This is a genomic window from Kitasatospora sp. NPDC093102 (assembly GCF_040683915.1).
Lineage (GTDB): Bacteria > Actinomycetota > Actinomycetes > Streptomycetales > Streptomycetaceae > Kitasatospora.
The window spans coordinates 322,460-338,912 of sequence record NZ_JBFBFA010000002.1; the positions used below are offsets into that span (position 1 = coordinate 322,460).

Here is a 16,453-nt window from a genome sequence, read left to right on the forward strand (position 1 = left end):
TCCGGCTACTTCTGGTAGATGGCCTCGATGTCGGCCGCGAAGTCTTTCAGCACGACGTTGCGCTTGAGCTTGAGCGAGGGCGTCAGGTGGCCGCTCTCCTCGGAGAACTCGGTGTCCAGCAGGCGGAACTTCTTGACCGCCTCGGCGTGCGAGACGGCCGCGTTGCCGTCGTCCACCGCGGACTGGAGGGCGGCCAGCAGGTCCGGGTCGGCGGCGAGGTCGGCGACGGTGGCGCCGGCGGGCTTGCCGTTCAGCTCCTTCCACTTCGGGAAGAACTCCGGGTCGACGGTGATCAGGCAGGCGACGAAGGGCTTGCGGTCGCCGACCACCATGACCTCGCCGACCAGGGCGTGCGCCCGGATCCGGTCCTCGATCACGGCCGGGGCGACGTTCTTGCCGCCGGCCGTGACGATGATCTCCTTCTTCCGGCCGGTGATGGTCAGGTAGCCCTCGGAGTCCAGCGAGCCGATGTCGCCGGTGGCGATCCAGCCGTCCTTGAGGGTGTCGGCGGTGGCCTGCGGGTTGTTCCAGTAGCCGGTGAAGACGTGCGGGCCCTTGAAGAAGACCTCGCCGTCCTCGGCGATCCGGACGGAGGCGCCGGGCACCGGCTGGCCGACCGTACCGATCTTCGCCTTGTCACACGTGTTGAAGGCGGTGGCCGCGCAGGTCTCCGTCAGGCCGTAGCCCTCCAGGACGGTGAAGCCGATGCCCCGGTAGAAGTGGCCCAGGCGCTCGCCGAGCGGGGCGCCGCCGGAGATGGCGTGGGTGGCCCGGCCGCCGAGGGCGGCGCGCAGCTTGCTGTAGACCAGCTTGTCGAAGACCGCGTGCTTGAGCCGCAGCACCAGGCCCGGGCCGCCGGTGTCCAGCGCCCGGCTGTAGGCGATCGCGGTTTCGGCGGCCTTGTCGAAGATCTTGCCCTTGCCGTCGGCCTGGGCCTTGGCACGGGCGGTGTTGTACACCTTCTCGAAGACCCTGGGCACGCCCAGGATCAGGGTCGGCTTGAAGGCGGCCAGCTCGGCGGTGACGTTCCGGACGTCGGAGACGTGGCCGAGCTTGATCGGGGCCATCGCCGGGGCGATCTCGACGATCCGGGCGAACACGTGGGCCAGCGGCAGGAAGAGCAGGACGGAGCTCTCGCCGAGGCGGAACAGCGGGGCCAGGCGCTCGACGACGTTGCCGCACTCGGCCAGGAAGTTGCCGTGGGTCAGCTGGCAGCCCTTCGGGCGGCCGGTGGTGCCCGAGGTGTAGACGATGGTGGCGAGGTCGTCGGGGCCGGCGATCCGGCGGCGCTCCTGGATCGTCGCGTCCGGGACGTTCTGCCCGGCCTCGGCCAGCGCGGCGATCGCCCCGCCCTCGATCTGCCAGGTGCGCTTCAGCTCCGGCAGCCGCTCGCGGATCCCGTCGACCACCCGGACGTGCTGGTCGGTCTCGGTGATCACCGCGACCGCGCCCGAGTCGCCGAGGATCCACTCGACCTGCTCGGCGGAGGAGGTCTCGTACACCGGCACGGTGATCGCGCCGGCCGTCCAGATCGCGAAGTCCAGCAGCGTCCACTCGTACCGGGTGCGGGACATGATGGCCACCCGGTCGCCCGGCTCGACGCCTGCGGCGATCAGGCCCTTCGCGGTGGCGTGCACCTCGGCCAGGAACTGGACCGAGGTCAACTCCTGCCACTGGCCGTCCACCTTCCGGCTGAGCACGGCGAGGTCCGGGTGCTCCTCGGCGTTCCGGTGCACCGGGTCGGCGAGGTTGCCACCGCTGGGAACCTGGTAGAGGGCCGGAAGGCTGAAGTCGAGCAAGACTGCTCCTCGTTCGCGACGCTGCGGGACGGCAGGACGTTACTGCCCAGTAGGCAGCTTCGACCAGGGGGTTGGCTCCGGTGTTCGAAGTGTCACACCCGGCCGGATCCGACCAGGCCGTGACCGGGTCGTTCGAATGGCACCCTATGGCAGCGCGCGGTAACCGGCCGGTAACATGCCCGGTCGCCCGGCGCCCGCCGCAGTGCACCCGGCCGTCGGGTGCGGCCCGCACCGCCGACTCGCTCGCCGGGCGCGATAGCCTGCTCCGGGCGGACCGGGCCGAGCGCGCCCCGGCCGGACCGGCAGTCAGAGGGACGAGGCGGAGGGCCATTCCATGGCGGAGCACACCAGGTCGAGCATCACCATCGACGCGACCCCGGCCACGGTCATGGCCGTGATCGCCGACTTCGCCGCCTATCCGGCCTGGACCGGCGAGGTCAAGGAGATCGAGGTCCTGGAGACCGGCGGGGACGGCCGCGCCGCCCAGGTCCGGCTGCTGCTCGACGCCGGCGCCATCCGTGACGAGCACGTCCTCGCCTACACCTGGGACGGCGACCGCGAGGTCTCCTGGACCCTCGTCCGCAGCCAGATGCTCCGCTCGCTGGACGGCTCCTACACCCTCGCCCCGCTGGCCGGCGGCCGCACCGAGGTGACCTACCAGCTCGCCGTGGACGTCAAGATCCCGATGCTCGGCATGATCAAGCGCAAGGCCGAGAAGGTCATCATCGACCGCGCCCTGGCCGGTCTGAAGAAGCGCGTCGAAGGCTGACTGCACCGAACGGGGGGCCGGACGGCATGACGGCGACACGCACCATCCTGGTCAGCGGCGACGCGGGCGCGCCCGTGGTGGCCGCCGCCACCGCCCTGCACGCCGCCCGGCGCGGCCACCGCACCTGGCTGCTGGCCGGCGACGACCCCCACCGCGCCCTGGACTCCGCCCTCGGCATCCGGCTGGAGCCCGAACCGCAGCACTGCGCACCGGGCCTGACCGTCTCCCGGATCGACGAGCAGGCCGCGTTCCGCTACGCCGTCGGCGAGCTCACCGGCCGGCTCAAGCCCGCCCTCGACCTGCTCGGCGCCGAACAGCTCGATCCCGAGGAACTCACCGCCCTCCCCGGCATCGCCCGGCTCGCCCTGCTGCGCGCCCTGCCCGCCGCCGACCAGGACGTCCTGGTCGTGCTCGCCCCGCCGCCCGCCGAACTGATCGCCACCCTCGCCCTGTCCGAGCAGCTCGCCCGCTACCTGGACCGGCTCGTCCCCGAGCAGCGGCAGGCCGCCCGGGCGCTGCGCCCGCTGCTGGCCGGGCTGGCCGGCGTCCCGATGCCCGCCGACTGGCTGTACGAGGGGCGCACCAAGGCCGCCGCGGCGCTGGCCGAGTCCCGCGCCGCGATCACCGGCCCCGGCACCAGCGTCCGGCTGGTCGTCCCGGCGGACGGCCACCCGTACCAGGAGCTGCGCCGGATCCGGGCCGGGCTCGCGCTGCACGGGCACCGGCCGGACGCCGTGGTGGTGCACGGCGCGCTGCCCGACGCCGCCGTCTCCTCGCCCGACCCCTGGCTGGCCGCGCTGGCCCGCCGCCGGCAGGAGGAGCTGACCGGGCTCGCCGCCGAGACCGACGCCCCGGTGCTGGTCACCGACCTGGCCGCCGCCACTCTGGAGGCCGTCGCCGACCGGCTCTACGGGGACGGGGAGGGGCCCGAGCGGCTCGCGCCCGCGCCCTGGCCGGTCGAGGACCGGCTTGCCGAGGAGGGTTTGCTGGTCTGGCACCTCGACCTGCCCGGCGCCGACCGGTCCGAGCTGGACCTGGTCCGCCGGGGCGACGAGCTGGTGGTCGGGCTCGGCACCCACCGCCGGGTGCTCACCCTGCCGTCCGCGCTGCGCCGGTGCACGGTGGCCGGGGCGGGGCTGCACGACGGGGTGCTCTCGGTGCGGTTCGCGCCCGACCCGGCGCTCTGGCCCCGGGGCTGACGGGGGTTCGGCGGGGTTCGGCGCCTTTTCTGGCTGCCCGGCCGGTCGGGTAGCGTCGGGCCGGAGGGCCGCGGGGTGCGGCCACGGCTGAGGAGGCGCCCGCGATGACCAGCACCGACGACCGCACCGAGCCCGTCGACGACCGTGCCGAGTCCGACCGTGCCGGGGCTGACGGCGACCGCACTGCGCCGGGCGACGGGCAGTCGAACCCGTTCGGGCCGGAGCTGGGCCCGCTGGTGGACGAGGTGCGCCGGTTCGCCGGTGCGCTCGGCGAGAAGGCCCAGGAGGCGAGCGCCACCACCCTGATCACCCTCTCCGGGCTGGCCGACCGGCTGCGCACCCAGCAGCCGGAGGTCTACTCCCACCTCGCCGCGGCCGGCACCGGGCTCGCCGCGGCGGGTGCCGAGCTGCTGGCCGCCTACCGCGCCGCCGTGGTCGGGCAGGAGCGCCGCTGGACCGCCGGGCAGGGCGCGCCGACCGAGAAGATCGACCTCGACGCAGACCGTGACGCCGGCCGTGACGCCGACCGCGACTCCGGCCTTGACGGGGCTGACAGGCCGTCCGCCAAGCAGTGAAACCGTGACTTCCGGAGGGTGATCGCGTTGCTCTCTTACGTCACGAAGAAGGAAATTAGATACGACTTTTGAAGCGTATCGGCTCGGTTGTTCCAGGATTGTCTTCGGATAATGTATGCGAGGCTGTGTACGGGGACAGGGTTGGGCGGTAGCGTTCCGTCCAGCGGGAACGAGTGAATAGCTGAGGGACACATGGCTCTGACCATCGGCGTCGATGTCGGCGGGACCAAGATCGCGGCAGGCGTGGTCGACGAGGCGGGCACGATCCTGGCCCGGACCAGGGTGCCCACCCCGGCCGACCCGCAGTGGGCGGTCGACGCCATCGCGCAGGCCGTGCGCGAGCTCAAGGATGAGCACCCCGGTGTCACGGCGGTGGGCGTCGGCGCCCCCGGCTTCGTGGACAGCAACCGCTCCACGGTGATCTTCGCCCCCAACATCGACTGGGAGAACGAGCCGCTGCGCGGGCGGATCGAGGAGCTCACCGGCCTGTCCGCCGTCATCGAGAACGACGCCAACTGCGCCGCCTGGGCCGAGTTCCGCTTCGGCGCGGCCGCCGACCACCAGGACATGGTGCTGATCACCGTCGGCACCGGCATCGGCGGCGGCATCGTCCTGGACGGCCGGCTGCACCGCGGCCGCTTCGGCGTGGCCGGCGAGATCGGCCACCTCAACATGGTCCCCGACGGCCTGCCCTGCGGCTGCGGCGGCAAGGGCTGCTGGGAGCAGTACGGCTCCGGGCGTGCGCTGCGCCGCTACGGCCGGGAGAACGCCGCGGCCGACCCGCAGCGCGGCCGCCGGATGCTGGAGCTCAACGACGGCGTGGCCGAGACCATCCGCGGCATCCACATCACCCAGGCCGCCGAGGAGGGCGACCCGCTCGCCCTGGAGTGCTACGCCGAGCTGTCCGACTGGCTGGGCCGCGGCATGGCCGACCTCGCCGCGCTGTTCGACCCGGGCGTCTTCGTGCTCGGCGGCGGCGTCTCCGACTCCGGCCGGCTGCTGCTCGACCCGGTCGCCAAGGCCTTCGAGCACTACCTGACCGGCGGGGTGCACCGCCCGCGCGCCGAGGTCGTCCTGGCCTCGATGGGCTCCGCCGCCGGCATCGTCGGCGCGGCGGACCTCGCCCGCACCGCCTGACACCCCTTCGAGCCCGCCGGCGGCGGTGCGACCGGGCCCCGACCGATCCCGGACGCACCGCCGCCGTCGCACGTCCCGGCCCGGCCGCGTACCGTCGGATCGATCCGGTGACCGCCCAGGGGAGGACCATGAGCGCCGCGACCACGACCGCCGCGAGCGAGACCGAAACCGCCGCGAACGTCGAACCGCTGCCGCCGCCCGGCCCGGGCCGGCTGCGCCTGCTCAGCTACAACATCCGCTCGCTGCGCGACGACCGGCGGGCGCTGGCCCGAGTGATCCGGGCCTGCGATCCGGACCTGGTCTGCATCCAGGAGTCCCCGCGCTACTGGCGGCCCGAGGGCCAGGCCGCCTGGCTGGCCCGGAGCACCGGGACGGCCGTGCTGGCGGGCGGCGGCCGCACCGCCGCCGGTCCGCTGCTGCTCGGCCGGCCCGGCGCGGTGGAACTGCTGGGAGTGCACGACCGGTTGCTGCCCAAGACCCGTGGCCTGCACGCCCGGGGCTTCGCCAGTGCGCTGCTGCGGCTGCCCGGGACGGCGCCGTTCACCGTCACCAGCTGCCACCTCAGCCTGGACCAGGAGGAGCGGTACGGGCAGTTCGAGCTGCTGCTCGACCAGCTCGGGATCGCCGAGCTCGGCGTCGTGGCCGGGGACTTCAACGAGCACCCGGACGGGCCGGGCTGGCGGCTGCTGGCCTCCCGGCTCCAGGACGGGTACCCGACCGCGCCCTGGGGAGGCGAGTTCACCTCCGTACCGGAGCACCCCCACCAGCGGATCGACGCCGTCTTCGCCACGCCCGGGATCACCGTCCTCGGCTGCGGGGTGCCGCACGGGCTCCCCGGCGTCACCGGGGCCGACCTGCGGGCCGCGACCGACCACCTGCCGGTGCTCGCCGTCCTCGAACTGCCGAGCGGTCAGCCGGGCGGCCGGCCGGGGGATTAGACGACGGCGCCGTGGTCCGGGTCCTCCGGCTCGTCCTCGTCGCGGTCCTTCATCCGCGCGACGAGGGTGACGAAGCCGCCGAGGAAGGCGGTGATGCCGACCCAGGCGGGCCAGCCGGAGATCTCCCGCCAGACCACCGCGTCGACCAGCAGCAGGGCCGGGCCGCCGAGCACCGCCAGCCAGGCGAACTTGGCGGTCACGTCGGCGGCCGGAAGGGGCGGGGGCTCCGGCGGGACGTAGTGGCCCTCGTCGGTCTCCTCGGCCAGCTCGAAGTCGCGTGGGCCCGCGCCGCCCGCCGGCATCACCGGCCGGCCGGAGCGGGGACGGGGCTGCGGGGCGAGGTCGGAGAGGTCGTCCTGCTCGCCGCGGCCGCCGCTGCCGTCCTTGTAGCCGCCCTTGAGCTCGTTCTGCGCCCGGAGGTTCTCGACCTCCGGCCAGTTCGGGTTGTTGAGGTCGACCGGGTCGTCGAACTGGGCCACCAGGGCGGCGAAGATCTCGTCCTGCTCGGCCTGGCTGCGCTCGGGCGCCCGGCGCGGACGGCGTTCGGCGGGGGCCTCCGGCCCGGCGGTGTCCCCGGCGGCGTCCTTGACCGGCGGGGGCGTCGCGGCGCCGTCCGTGCCGGTACGGTCCGTCGGCGCACCGCCCGGGGCGGCGGCGTTCGTCCCGCCGTCCTTCGTCGCGCCGTCCTCGCGGGGAGTCTCGTCCCCGCCGCCCGCCGTGCTGCTCTCGTGCACTTCCGGCCCTTCAGCCATGGTGATCGTCGGATTCGACCCGGGTGACGCCCGCCACGTGCGCGGGAGCCAGCCGTCGGATGAAGTCCTGGGAGGCCGCGAATATTTCCGCCGCGTCGTGGTCCAGCGTCGCGACGTGGAAGCTGCGCTGGCACAGCCGCTCCGTCACGTCCGTCGAGGATATCCGGGCCAGTACCAGTTCCGAGTTGGCCGGCGAGACGACGTGGTCCTGCGGGCTGTGGAAGAGCAGCACCGGCTGGGTCACCTCCGGCAGCAGCCGCTGGACCTCCCGCCACAGCCGGCTCAGCGACCAGGCGGCGTGCAGCGGGGTGCGGTCGTAGGCGACCTCGGCCGCACCGGCCCGGGCGATGTCGTCGGCGACTCCGGGCACGCTGGGAAGCAGGTGGCGCAGCACCGGCAGCAGCACACTCACGGGGGTGTCCGAGCGCACCGACGGGTTGACCAGCACCAGGCCGGAGACGGTCGGCCCGTGCAGCGCCGCGAGCCGCAGCGCCAGCGCGCCGCCCATCGACAGCGCGCAGACGAAGACCTGCTCGCACTCCCCGGCGAGGGCCAGCAGCTCGCGCTCGACCTCGGCGTACCAGTCCTCCCAGCGGGTGAGCTGCATGTCCTGCCAGCGGGTGCCGTGTCCGGGCAGCAGCGGCAGCGAGACGGTGAACCCGGCAGCCGCCAGGTCATCGGCCCACGGCCGCAGCGACTGCGGCGAGCCGGTGAAGCCGTGGCAGAGCAGCACCCCCACCGGTCCGCCATGGTGGCGGTACGGCTCGGCACCGGGCAGCAACGGCATGGCGGACTCCTTCGCGGGCGGGTGGCGCTGGGGGAGGAACGCTGGAGGTGGTGCTGCGGAACCGCATCGTCCCACGCTCCGCGCCGGGTCGTACACCCCCTACGAGCGGCCGGGCGCGGCCCCTACGGCGGGGCCGGGCACACCGGACGGCCGCGGGGCATTAGGATCGACCGGTCCGCATAACAGGAGGCCCGGGTTGTTCTACCGACTGATGAAGATGATCGTCGCGCCACTGCTTCGGATCTTCTTCCGGCCGTGGATCGAGGGCGAGGAGAACATCCCCGCCGAGGGTGCGGCGATCATCGCGAGCAACCACCTGTCCTTCTCGGACTCGTTCTTCTTCCCCGCGCTGATCAAGCGCCGGGTCACCTTCATCGCGAAGGCCGAGTACTTCAACACCCCGGGCCTCAAGGGGCGGCTGACCGCCGCGTTCTTCAAGGGCGTCGGCCAGCTGCCGGTGGACCGCTCGGGCGTGCGCGGTGCCGGCGAGGCCGCGATCCGCAGCGCCATCGCGGTGCTGGAACGCGGCGAGCTGTTCGGCGTCTATCCGGAGGGCACCCGTTCGCCCGACGGCAAGCTGTACCGCGGCAAGGTCGGCGGCCTGGCCCGCGTCGCGCTGGCCACCGGCGCCCCGGTGATCCCGGTCGCGATGATCGACACCGAGAAGGTGCAGCCGCCCGGCCAGGTGATCCCCAGCTTCGGCATCCGCCCCGGCATCCGGATCGGCCGCCCGCTGGACTTCTCCCGCTACCACGGCATGGAGAACGACCGCTTCATCCTCCGTTCGGTGACGGACGAGGTGATGTACGAGATCATGCGGCTCTCCGGCCAGGAGTACGTGGACATCTACGCGACCGCCGCCAAGCGGCAGATCACCGAGGACAAGAAGAAGGCCGACGCCGAGCGCCGGGCCGCGGCCAAGGCGGAGAAGGCGGAGGCGGCCGAGGCCGAGAAGGCGGAGAAGTCCGCCGAGGCGGAGAAGACGGAGAAGTCGCCCGAGCCGGGCACCTCGGAGAAGCCGGAGTAGGCGCCCGGGCGGCCGCACGGCCGGCCCGGACGGGCCCAGGGGAGGGGCGGGGAGGATGACGGACGACGGCGGCAGAGCCGGCGCGGTCGGCGGCACGGTGGCGGCCGGCGGCATGTCCGTCGAGCTCCCGCTGTGGAAGGCGATCTCCTACTTCCGGGTGCTGGCCCTGTGCTACGCCCTGCTGCGGTACTTCAACTCGTACCTGCACTTCCTGCACCCGGTGGCCGGCTGGATCTTCCTCGGCACGCTGACCCTGTGGACCCTGGCCAGCACCCGGGCCTTCGCCAATCCGCAGCGCTGCACCCGGTACGTCCTGGGCACCGACCTCACCCTCGCCGTCACCGGCATCGTGATGAGCGGCCTGACCGACTCCCCGGCCCGGATCAGCCACGGCGCGCCCACCCTGCCGACCATCTGGGCGGCCGGCACGGTGCTCGGCTTCGCCGCGAAGGGCGGCTGGCGCCCGGCGGCGGCCTCGGGCTCGGTGATCGGCGTCGCCAACATCCTCGGCCACGGCGGGCCGACCGGCGACAACATCCACAACATCGTGCTGCTGATGGTGGCCGGCTGCGCGATCGGCTACGTGATCGAGCTGGCCCGGGCCAGCGAGGCCACCCTCACCCGGGCGCTCCAGGTCGAGGCGGCCACCCGGGAGCGCGAGCGGCTCTCCCGGGACATCCACGACGGCGTGCTCCAGGTGCTCGCCCTGGTCCAGCGGCGCGGTGCGGAGCTGAGCGAGGGTCCGGGCTCCGGCGTGGACTTCGCGGAGCTCGGCCGGCTGGCCGGCGAACAGGAGCGTGCGCTGCGGGCCCTGATGACGGGCGGTCCGCTGCCGGCCCAGCGTGCGCCGCGGCCCGGCACCGCCGAGCCGCCGGACCCGGACGCGCCGCACGACCTCACCGCGCTGCTGCGCCCGTACGCGGACGAGCGGATCACGCTCTCCGCCCCCGGCACCCCGGTGCTGCTGCCCGGCCCGGCAGCGGGCGAGCTCGCGGCGGCGGTCGGCGCCGCCGTCGACAACGTGCGCAAGCACGCGGGGGAGCGGGCCCGGGCCTGGATCCTGGTCGAGGACGAGCCGGAGGCGGTCACGGTCAGCATCCGCGACGACGGCCCCGGCTTCGCCCCCGGCCGGCTCGGCGAGGCGGAGCAGGCCGGCCGGCTCGGCGTCTCCCAGTCCATCCGTGGCCGGCTGCTGGACCTCGGCGGCACGGCCGAGCTGTACTCGGTGCCCGGGGAGGGCGTCGAGGTCGAACTTCGCGTCCCGAGGGAGGGCTCTTGATGGCCGATCAGCCGACCACCGACCGGCCGGTGCGGGTGATGGTGGTGGACGACCACCCGATGTGGCGGGACGCCGTCTCGCGGGACCTCGCCGAGGCCGGGCTGGACGTGGTGGCCACCGCGGGCGACGGCGAGGAGGCCGTCCGCCGGGCCCGCGCCTGCACGCCGCAGGTGGTCGTGCTGGACCTCAACCTGCCCGTTCTGCCCGGCGCCGAGGTGTGCCGCCAGGTGGTCGCGCACGACCCGGCGGTACGGGTGCTGGTGCTGTCGGCCAGCGGCGAGCACCAGGACGTGCTGGAGGCGGTGAAGTCCGGTGCGACCGGCTACCTGGTGAAGTCGGCCGGGCGGGAGGAGCTGCTGGACGCGGTGCGTCGTACGGCCGTCGGCGACGCGGTGTTCACCCCGGGCCTGGCCGGCCTGGTGCTCGGCGAGTTCCGCCGCCTGGCCGCCGAGCCGGCCCCGGCCTCGGCGCCGGCCGCCCCGCAGCTGACGGCCCGGGAGACCGAGGTGCTGCGGCTGGTGGCCAAGGGGTTGTCCTACCGGCAGATCGCCGACCGACTGGTGCTGTCGCACCGGACGGTGCAGAACCACGTGCAGAACACGCTCGGGAAGCTCCAGCTGCACAACCGGGTCGAGCTGGTCCGGTACGCGATCGAGCAGGGCCTGGACGACGGGATCTGAGCGCCCTCCGGCCCCGCCCCACGGCGCGGCCCCGGGCGGGACACAGCCGCCCGGGGCCGCGCCGCCGGCTCAGCGCAGCGCGGCCGTCGCCTCGCGCAGCAGGCCCGCCACGATGCCGACCCCGTCGCGGGTGAGCACCGACTCCGGGTGGAACTGGAGCCCCGCGAAGCCGTGCCCGCGCAGCGCGTGCACGTCGCCGGTGACGGCGTCCCGGGAGACCTCGATGCCCTCGGCGGCGAGCCGCGCCGCGTCCGCCTCAGAGCAGCGCGCGATGAAGGTGTTGTAGAAGCCGACCGTGTGCTTGCTGCCGAACAGGTCGATGCGCTCCTGCGCTCCCTGGTACGGGACGGCCTTGCGGCCCAGCGGAAGCCCGAGTTCGGCGGCCAGCAGCTGGTGGCTCAGGCAGACCGCGAGCAGCGGCGAGGTGCGGGCGCCGGAGCGGACGGCGGCCAGCGCGTCCGCGACGATCGGCCGCAGCAGCATCATCTTGGGGTCGTCCGCGAGCGCCGGGTCGCCCGGGCCGGGGCCGAGCACCAGCGCGCCCGGGTGCGCCGCGACCCGCTCGCGCAGCCCCGGCTCGTCGTAGCGGGCCACCGTCACCCGGTGGCCGAGCGAGCTGAGCAGGTGGGAGAGCATCGAGGTGAAGGTGTCCTCGCCGTCCACGACCAGGGTCGGCTCGGCCTCGGTGATCTCGGCCGGCTCCTGCATCCGCAGCCAGAACGGCGCGAGGTCGGTCCGGCGGGAGTCCAGGGCGGCCTGCACCCGGTGGTCGTCGGCGAGCCGGGGGCCGACCGGGTGGGGCAGCCGGGCGGGCGCGGGCCGGGCGCCGATCGCGGTGAGCACCCCGGCGGCCTTGGCGTGGGTCTCGGCGACCTCGGACTCCGGGACGGAGTGGCGCACCAGGGTGGCGCCGACCCGGACGACCACCCGGCCGGTGGCCGGGTCGATGTCGGCGGTGCGGATGCAGATCGGCGAGTCCAGCAGCTGCCCGCCGCTGGCGGAGCGGCCGATCAGGGCGAGCGCGCCGGAGTAGTAGCCGCGCCCGGAGGGCTCGTAGCGCTTGATCACCCGGGTGGCGTTCTCGACCGGACTGCCCGTGACGGTCGCGGCGAACATCGTCTCGCGGAGCACCTCGCGGACGTCCAGCGAGGTGCGCCCGCGCAGCTCGTACTCGGTGTGGGCGAGGTGGGCCATCTCCTTGAGCCGGGGCCCGAGCACCTGGCCGCCGAGGTCGCCGACCGTGCACATCATCTTGAGCTCCTCGTCCACGACCATGGTGAGCTCCTCCAGCTCCTTGGGGTCGTGCAGGAACTGGAGCAGCGAGTCGAGGTCGGAGCCGCCGGCCGGGTAGCGGTAGGTGCCGGAGATCGGGTTCATCACGACGGTGCCGCCGCTCTGCCGGACGTGCACCTCGGGGGAGGCGCCGACCAGCACCCGCTCGCCGGTGTGCACCAGGAAGGTCCAGTACGCGCCGCGCTCCTGCTCCAGCAGCCGCCGGAACAGCGTCAGCGCGAGTTCCGGGGGGCAGTGTCCCTCACCGGTTCCGCCGGGGGCCTCCAGCGTCGCGTGGAAGTCGCGCCGGATCACGAAGTTGGCGCCCTCGCCGTTGCCGATCTCGTCCCGGATCACCCGGCGGACGATCGACGCGTACGCATCGTCGTCCACATCGAACCTGCCACCGGCAAGTGAGACCGGCAACTTCGGTAGGACGGAGGTGAATTCGGCCAACGGAAGGACGTGCTGCGCGGTCACCGAGAGGGCCTGCAGAGGGGTGCCGTCGTCGTGCGCCTCGAAGCCGCGCTCGCGGATCTGGCGGTACGGGACGAGTGCGAGCAGGTCGTGCACCGGGCCGCCGCCGGCCGGCGCGCCGCTGCGGACGGGCAGGTCGGCGAGGTGTTCGTAGCTGTCGACGGTGCCCAGCAGCACCTCGACGGTGTCCGGGCTGAGCCGGGGGGTGCGGCGGTGCAGGAGGGCGAACGCGGGGGCGTCGGGGCCGGTGAGACGGGTGAGCAAGTCGGCAGCGGTGGTCACGGGAACGGCTTCCTTCCGGGTGGACTGGCATGAGAGGCGGTGCAAGGTCCGCTCCCGGAGGGCCGTCTGCTCAGACGCCGACGGCCGCCCCGAGGGGCGGCCGTCGTGTTCGTCTAGGAACGCGCCATCTGTGGGCCACCCATGGGGGAGGCCCACCACCAGGAGTGGGTGTGGGGCGCGTGCATGGTCCGAGCGTAGCGGATGCGCCGGGACGCGTGAGGGGGATCACGTCTTTGTCCGAGATGCGTCTCACCCATCGGGCAATAGTCACGAGTCACTCCTGTCACCCCGTAGCCTTGGCGGTGTGACCGCTACGACTGAGACATCGAGGGCTGCCCACTCCTGGCAGTCCCTGCCCGCGGCGCAGCAGCCTGAATGGCCGGACCAAGAGGCTCTGCGCAAGACCCTTGCCGAGCTCGCCTCGTATCCGCCGCTCGTCTTCGCCGGCGAGTGCGACCAGCTGCGCGCCCGGCTCGGAGCCGTGGCGCGCGGGGAGGCCTTCCTCCTCCAGGGCGGTGACTGTGCCGAGGCCTTCGACGGCGTCTCGGCGGAGCACATCCGCAACAAGCTGAAGACGCTGCTCCAGATGGCCGCCGTACTGACGTACGCGGCCTCGGTGCCGGTGGTGAAGGTCGGCCGCATCGCCGGCCAGTACTCCAAGCCGCGCTCCAAGTCGACCGAGACCCGCGACGGCGTGACCCTGCCGGTCTACCGCGGCGACTCGGTGAACGGCTTCGAGTTCACCCCCGAGTCCCGCATCCCGGACCCGGAGCGCCTGAAGCGGATGTACAACGCGTCCGCCGCCACGCTCAACCTGGTGCGCGCGTTCACCACCGGTGGTTACGCGGACCTGCGCCAGGTGCACGCCTGGAACCAGGACTTCGTCCGCAACTCGCCGGCCGGCCAGCGCTACGAGCAGCTCGCCCGGGAGATCGACAACGCCCTGGCGTTCATGAGCGCCTGTGGCGTGGTGCCGGAGGAGTTCAAGGCCGTCGAGTTCTTCTCCTCGCACGAGGCGCTGATCCTCGACTACGAGACCGCGCTGACCCGTGTGGACTCGCGCACCGGCGAGCTGTACGACGTCTCCGGCCACATGGTGTGGATCGGCGAGCGCACCCGGCAGCTGGACCACGCGCACATCGAGTTCGCCTCGAAGATCCGCAACCCGATCGGCGTCAAGCTCGGCCCGACCACCTCGGTGGACGACGCGCTCGCCCTGATCGAGAAGCTGGACCCGGAGCGCGAGCCCGGCCGCCTGACCTTCATCACCCGGATGGGCGCGGGCAAGATCCGCGACCACCTGCCCAACCTGGTGGACAAGGTCACCGCCTCCGGCGCCAAGCCGGTGTGGATCTGCGACCCGATGCACGGCAACACCTTCGAGGCCTCCAGCGGGCACAAGACCCGCCGCTTCGACGACGTCCTGGACGAGGTCAAGGGCTTCTTCGAGGTGCACCGCGCGCTCGGCACCCACCCGGGCGGCATCCACGTGGAGCTGACCGGCGACGACGTCACCGAGTGCGTCGGCGGCGGCGACGAGGTCCTGGTGGACGACCTGCACCAGCGCTACGAGACGGCCTGCGACCCGCGCCTCAACCGCAGCCAGTCGCTGGACCTGGCGTTCCTGGTGGCGGAGATGTACCGCGGCCAGTAGGCCCGGCGTCCGTCGGATGTGACGAAGGCCCCTCCGGATTCGGGGTTCCCGAGCCCGGAGGGGCTTTTTCGCACCCGTTTCGGCAGGTAAGGTAAGCCTCAGTGAACTAAGGCAGACCTTAGTCAAGATCCACTCCACCTCACACCCGGGAGAGACCGCGATGTACGTGTGCATGTGCCATGCGGTCACCGAGGACCAGGTGAAGAAGGCGATCGACGGGGGCGCCGGCACCCCGCGCCAGATCGCGAGGGGCTGCAAGGCCGGCACCGACTGCGGGTCCTGCGTGCGCCGCATCCAGGCGCTGCTCGGCGAGCACGGTGCCCGCCCCTGTCCGACCGCCCGGCTGGCCGCGAAGCTCGGCCTCGCGGAACCGGAGACCCCGGCGGCCCCGGCCCCGGAGGCCGTCCCGGTGGCCCCGCTGCGGGTGGCCTGAGTCCTCAGGACTCCGGCTGCTCGATGACCTGGGCGATGTAGAGCGCCTCGCCGAGCTTCTCCAGCAGCTCCAGCTGGGTGTCGAGGTAGTCGATGTGGTGCTCCTCGTCGGCCAGGATGTCCTCGAAGATGTTCGCCGAGGTGACGTCGTTCTTGGCCCGCATCACCACGATCCCGCGCTTGAGCCGGTCGATCGCCTCGACCTCGATCTGGCGGTCCGCCTCGAACATCTCCTTGACCGTCTGGCCGATCCGGACGTGGAACAGCCGCTGGTAGTTGGGCAGCCCCTCCAGGAACAGGATCCGGTCGGTGAGGGTCTCGGCGTGCTTCATCTCGTCGAAGGACTCGTGCCGGGTGTACTTGGCGAGCTTCGTCCAGCCGAAGTTCTCCTGCATCTTGGCGTGCAGGAAGTACTGGTTGATCGCGGTCAGCTCGGCGGTGAGCTGCTCGTTGAGGAACTCGATGACCTCGGGATCGCCCTGCATGGTGGTGCCTCCTGCACTCGTGCTGCCGTGTGTCGTGCGCTGAGTCCTGTACTGGGTCCTGTGCTGGGTCCTGCGCTGCGCATCCTGGCACCGCTTTGGGAGGAAATTCCAGTAAGTTCACACTCACTAGGACATGTGTCGGAATATCCGATTCATGACGAAACGTGCTGGTGGTCGATCGGCCGCCGGCCCGTACGGGCGGGGGCGCGAATCCGCGGAAAGGGGCGCGCGGCGTGGCCCGCCCGCCGTCTGTCACCATGGATCCATGGGTCAGTCGAAACACGAACCGCTTCCGCCGTCTGACCCGAGGCTCCCCCCGGGACAGCGCGCGCAGCGCGGCTGGCCCGCCCTGCACTACGGGCCGGTGCCCCGCTTCAAGCCGCTGACCTGGGACCTCCAGGTGTTCGGCGCCACCGCCTCGGCGGAGAAGCACAGCTGGGACTTCGAGGCCTTCAACGCCCTGCCGCGCACCACCGTCGTCGCGGACCTGCACTGCGTGACGAAGTTCTCCGTCCTCGGCAACGAGTGGACGGGCGTGTCGGCCGCCGTGGTGCTCGACCTGGTGCCCCCGGCGCCCGGCGTCACCCACGTCATGGTCTGGGCCGAGTACGGCTACAGCGCCAACCTGCGGCTGGCCGACTTCGCCGACCCGCACACCCTGCTCGCCACCCATCGCAACGGCGAGGCGCTCACCGCCGAGCACGGCTTCCCGGTCCGGCTGGTGGTGCCGCGGCTGTACGCCTGGAAGGGCCCCAAGTGGGTGCGCGCGGTGGAGTACATGCGGGCCGACCGGCGCGGCTTCTGGGAGGAGCGCGGCTACCACAACCTCGCCGACCCCTGGCGCGAGCAGCGCTACTCCTACCAGGAGGAGCCCGGCGACGGGCCGCTGCGCTGATCCCGGCCGAAGGG

The 16,453-nt window shown here is 72.9% G+C and carries 16 protein-coding genes; 11 read left to right on the forward strand and 5 right to left on the reverse strand.

The annotated features are described in order from the left end of the window. Window positions 1-5: 5 nt before the first annotated feature. Window positions 6-1,799: a long-chain fatty acid--CoA ligase gene (locus tag AB0O11_RS04805; protein ID WP_363381706.1), complete on the reverse strand. Its 1,794-nt coding sequence runs from the start codon at window positions 1,797-1,799 to the stop codon at window positions 6-8. A gap of 334 nt (window positions 1,800-2,133) precedes the next feature. Here AB0O11_RS04805 and AB0O11_RS04810 point away from each other — a divergent pair, with 334 nt between their 5' ends. The 5 genes from AB0O11_RS04810 (at window position 2,134) to AB0O11_RS04830 (ending at window position 6,417) form a co-directional block, all read left to right on the forward strand. Continuing rightward, complete coding sequence (locus AB0O11_RS04810; RefSeq protein WP_224284715.1) at window positions 2,134-2,568, forward strand: SRPBCC family protein; 435 nt, start codon at window positions 2,134-2,136, stop codon at window positions 2,566-2,568. A gap of 26 nt (window positions 2,569-2,594) precedes the next feature. Then, window positions 2,595-3,767, forward strand: coding sequence for an ArsA-related P-loop ATPase (locus AB0O11_RS04815; protein ID WP_363381708.1), 1,173 nt, complete (start codon window positions 2,595-2,597; stop codon window positions 3,765-3,767). 104 nt (window positions 3,768-3,871) lie between these two features. After that, a complete protein-coding gene (locus AB0O11_RS04820) occupies window positions 3,872-4,342 on the forward strand; it encodes a DUF5304 family protein (RefSeq protein WP_363381709.1) in 471 nt (156 codons plus the stop codon). Window positions 4,343-4,534: 192 nt separating this feature from the next. After that, complete coding sequence (locus AB0O11_RS04825; RefSeq protein ID WP_363381711.1) at window positions 4,535-5,479, forward strand: ROK family glucokinase; 945 nt, start codon at window positions 4,535-4,537, stop codon at window positions 5,477-5,479. A gap of 128 nt (window positions 5,480-5,607) precedes the next feature. Next, a complete protein-coding gene (locus tag AB0O11_RS04830; protein WP_363381713.1) occupies window positions 5,608-6,417 on the forward strand; it encodes an endonuclease/exonuclease/phosphatase family protein in 810 nt (269 codons plus the stop codon). On the opposite strand, the gene AB0O11_RS04835 is transcribed toward AB0O11_RS04830, so the two are convergent. Together AB0O11_RS04835 and AB0O11_RS04840 are read right to left on the reverse strand one after the other, a co-directional pair. After that, window positions 6,414-7,151: a hypothetical protein gene (locus tag AB0O11_RS04835; protein WP_363381714.1), complete on the reverse strand. Its 738-nt coding sequence runs from the start codon at window positions 7,149-7,151 to the stop codon at window positions 6,414-6,416. The two genes, AB0O11_RS04830 and AB0O11_RS04835, sit on opposite strands and share 4 nt — an antisense overlap. A 10-nt stretch (window positions 7,152-7,161) precedes the next feature. Further along, window positions 7,162-7,956, reverse strand: a complete 795-nt coding sequence (locus AB0O11_RS04840) for an alpha/beta fold hydrolase (RefSeq protein WP_363381716.1) — start codon at window positions 7,954-7,956, stop codon at window positions 7,162-7,164. Between the two features lie 211 nt (window positions 7,957-8,167). Between AB0O11_RS04840 and AB0O11_RS04845 the strand changes: the two genes are divergently transcribed. The 3 genes from AB0O11_RS04845 (at window position 8,168) to AB0O11_RS04855 (ending at window position 10,942) form a co-directional block, all read left to right on the forward strand. Then, the gene (locus tag AB0O11_RS04845; protein WP_363382016.1) at window positions 8,168-8,983 is read left to right on the forward strand and encodes a lysophospholipid acyltransferase family protein; all 816 of its coding nucleotides are present in this window, start codon (window positions 8,168-8,170) and stop codon (window positions 8,981-8,983) included. 112 nt (window positions 8,984-9,095) lie between these two features. Further along, the gene (locus tag AB0O11_RS04850; protein ID WP_363382019.1) at window positions 9,096-10,262 is read left to right on the forward strand and encodes a DUF5931 domain-containing protein; all 1,167 of its coding nucleotides are present in this window, start codon (window positions 9,096-9,098) and stop codon (window positions 10,260-10,262) included. After that, window positions 10,262-10,942, forward strand: coding sequence for a response regulator transcription factor (locus tag AB0O11_RS04855; RefSeq protein ID WP_363381718.1), 681 nt, complete (start codon window positions 10,262-10,264; stop codon window positions 10,940-10,942). Before AB0O11_RS04850 ends, AB0O11_RS04855 begins: the two co-directional genes overlap by 1 nt. 69 nt (window positions 10,943-11,011) lie before the next feature. Here AB0O11_RS04855 and AB0O11_RS04860 read toward each other — a convergent pair whose 3' ends face one another. Next, entirely contained in the window at window positions 11,012-12,973 is a 1,962-nt protein-coding gene (locus AB0O11_RS04860; protein ID WP_363381719.1) for an anthranilate synthase family protein, read from the reverse strand. A gap of 304 nt (window positions 12,974-13,277) precedes the next feature. Between AB0O11_RS04860 and AB0O11_RS04865 the strand changes: the two genes are divergently transcribed. Both AB0O11_RS04865 and AB0O11_RS04870 read left to right on the forward strand, forming a co-directional pair. Continuing rightward, complete coding sequence (locus AB0O11_RS04865) at window positions 13,278-14,627, forward strand: class II 3-deoxy-7-phosphoheptulonate synthase (protein ID WP_363381721.1); 1,350 nt, start codon at window positions 13,278-13,280, stop codon at window positions 14,625-14,627. 160 nt (window positions 14,628-14,787) lie between these two features. Next, window positions 14,788-15,060 carry a (2Fe-2S)-binding protein gene (locus tag AB0O11_RS04870; RefSeq protein ID WP_363381723.1) on the forward strand — a complete coding sequence of 91 codons (273 nt, stop codon included), beginning with the start codon at window positions 14,788-14,790 and terminating at the stop codon, window positions 15,058-15,060. Window positions 15,061-15,064: 4 nt separating this feature from the next. Here the strand turns inward: AB0O11_RS04870 and bfr are convergent, their stop codons facing one another. Further along, complete coding sequence (gene bfr, locus AB0O11_RS04875) at window positions 15,065-15,544, reverse strand: bacterioferritin (RefSeq protein ID WP_224281434.1); 480 nt, start codon at window positions 15,542-15,544, stop codon at window positions 15,065-15,067. Window positions 15,545-15,809: 265 nt separating this feature from the next. Here bfr and AB0O11_RS04880 point away from each other — a divergent pair, with 265 nt between their 5' ends. Then, window positions 15,810-16,439, forward strand: a complete 630-nt coding sequence (locus AB0O11_RS04880; protein WP_224281435.1) for a sulfite oxidase-like oxidoreductase — start codon at window positions 15,810-15,812, stop codon at window positions 16,437-16,439. Window positions 16,440-16,453 lie beyond the last annotated feature (14 nt).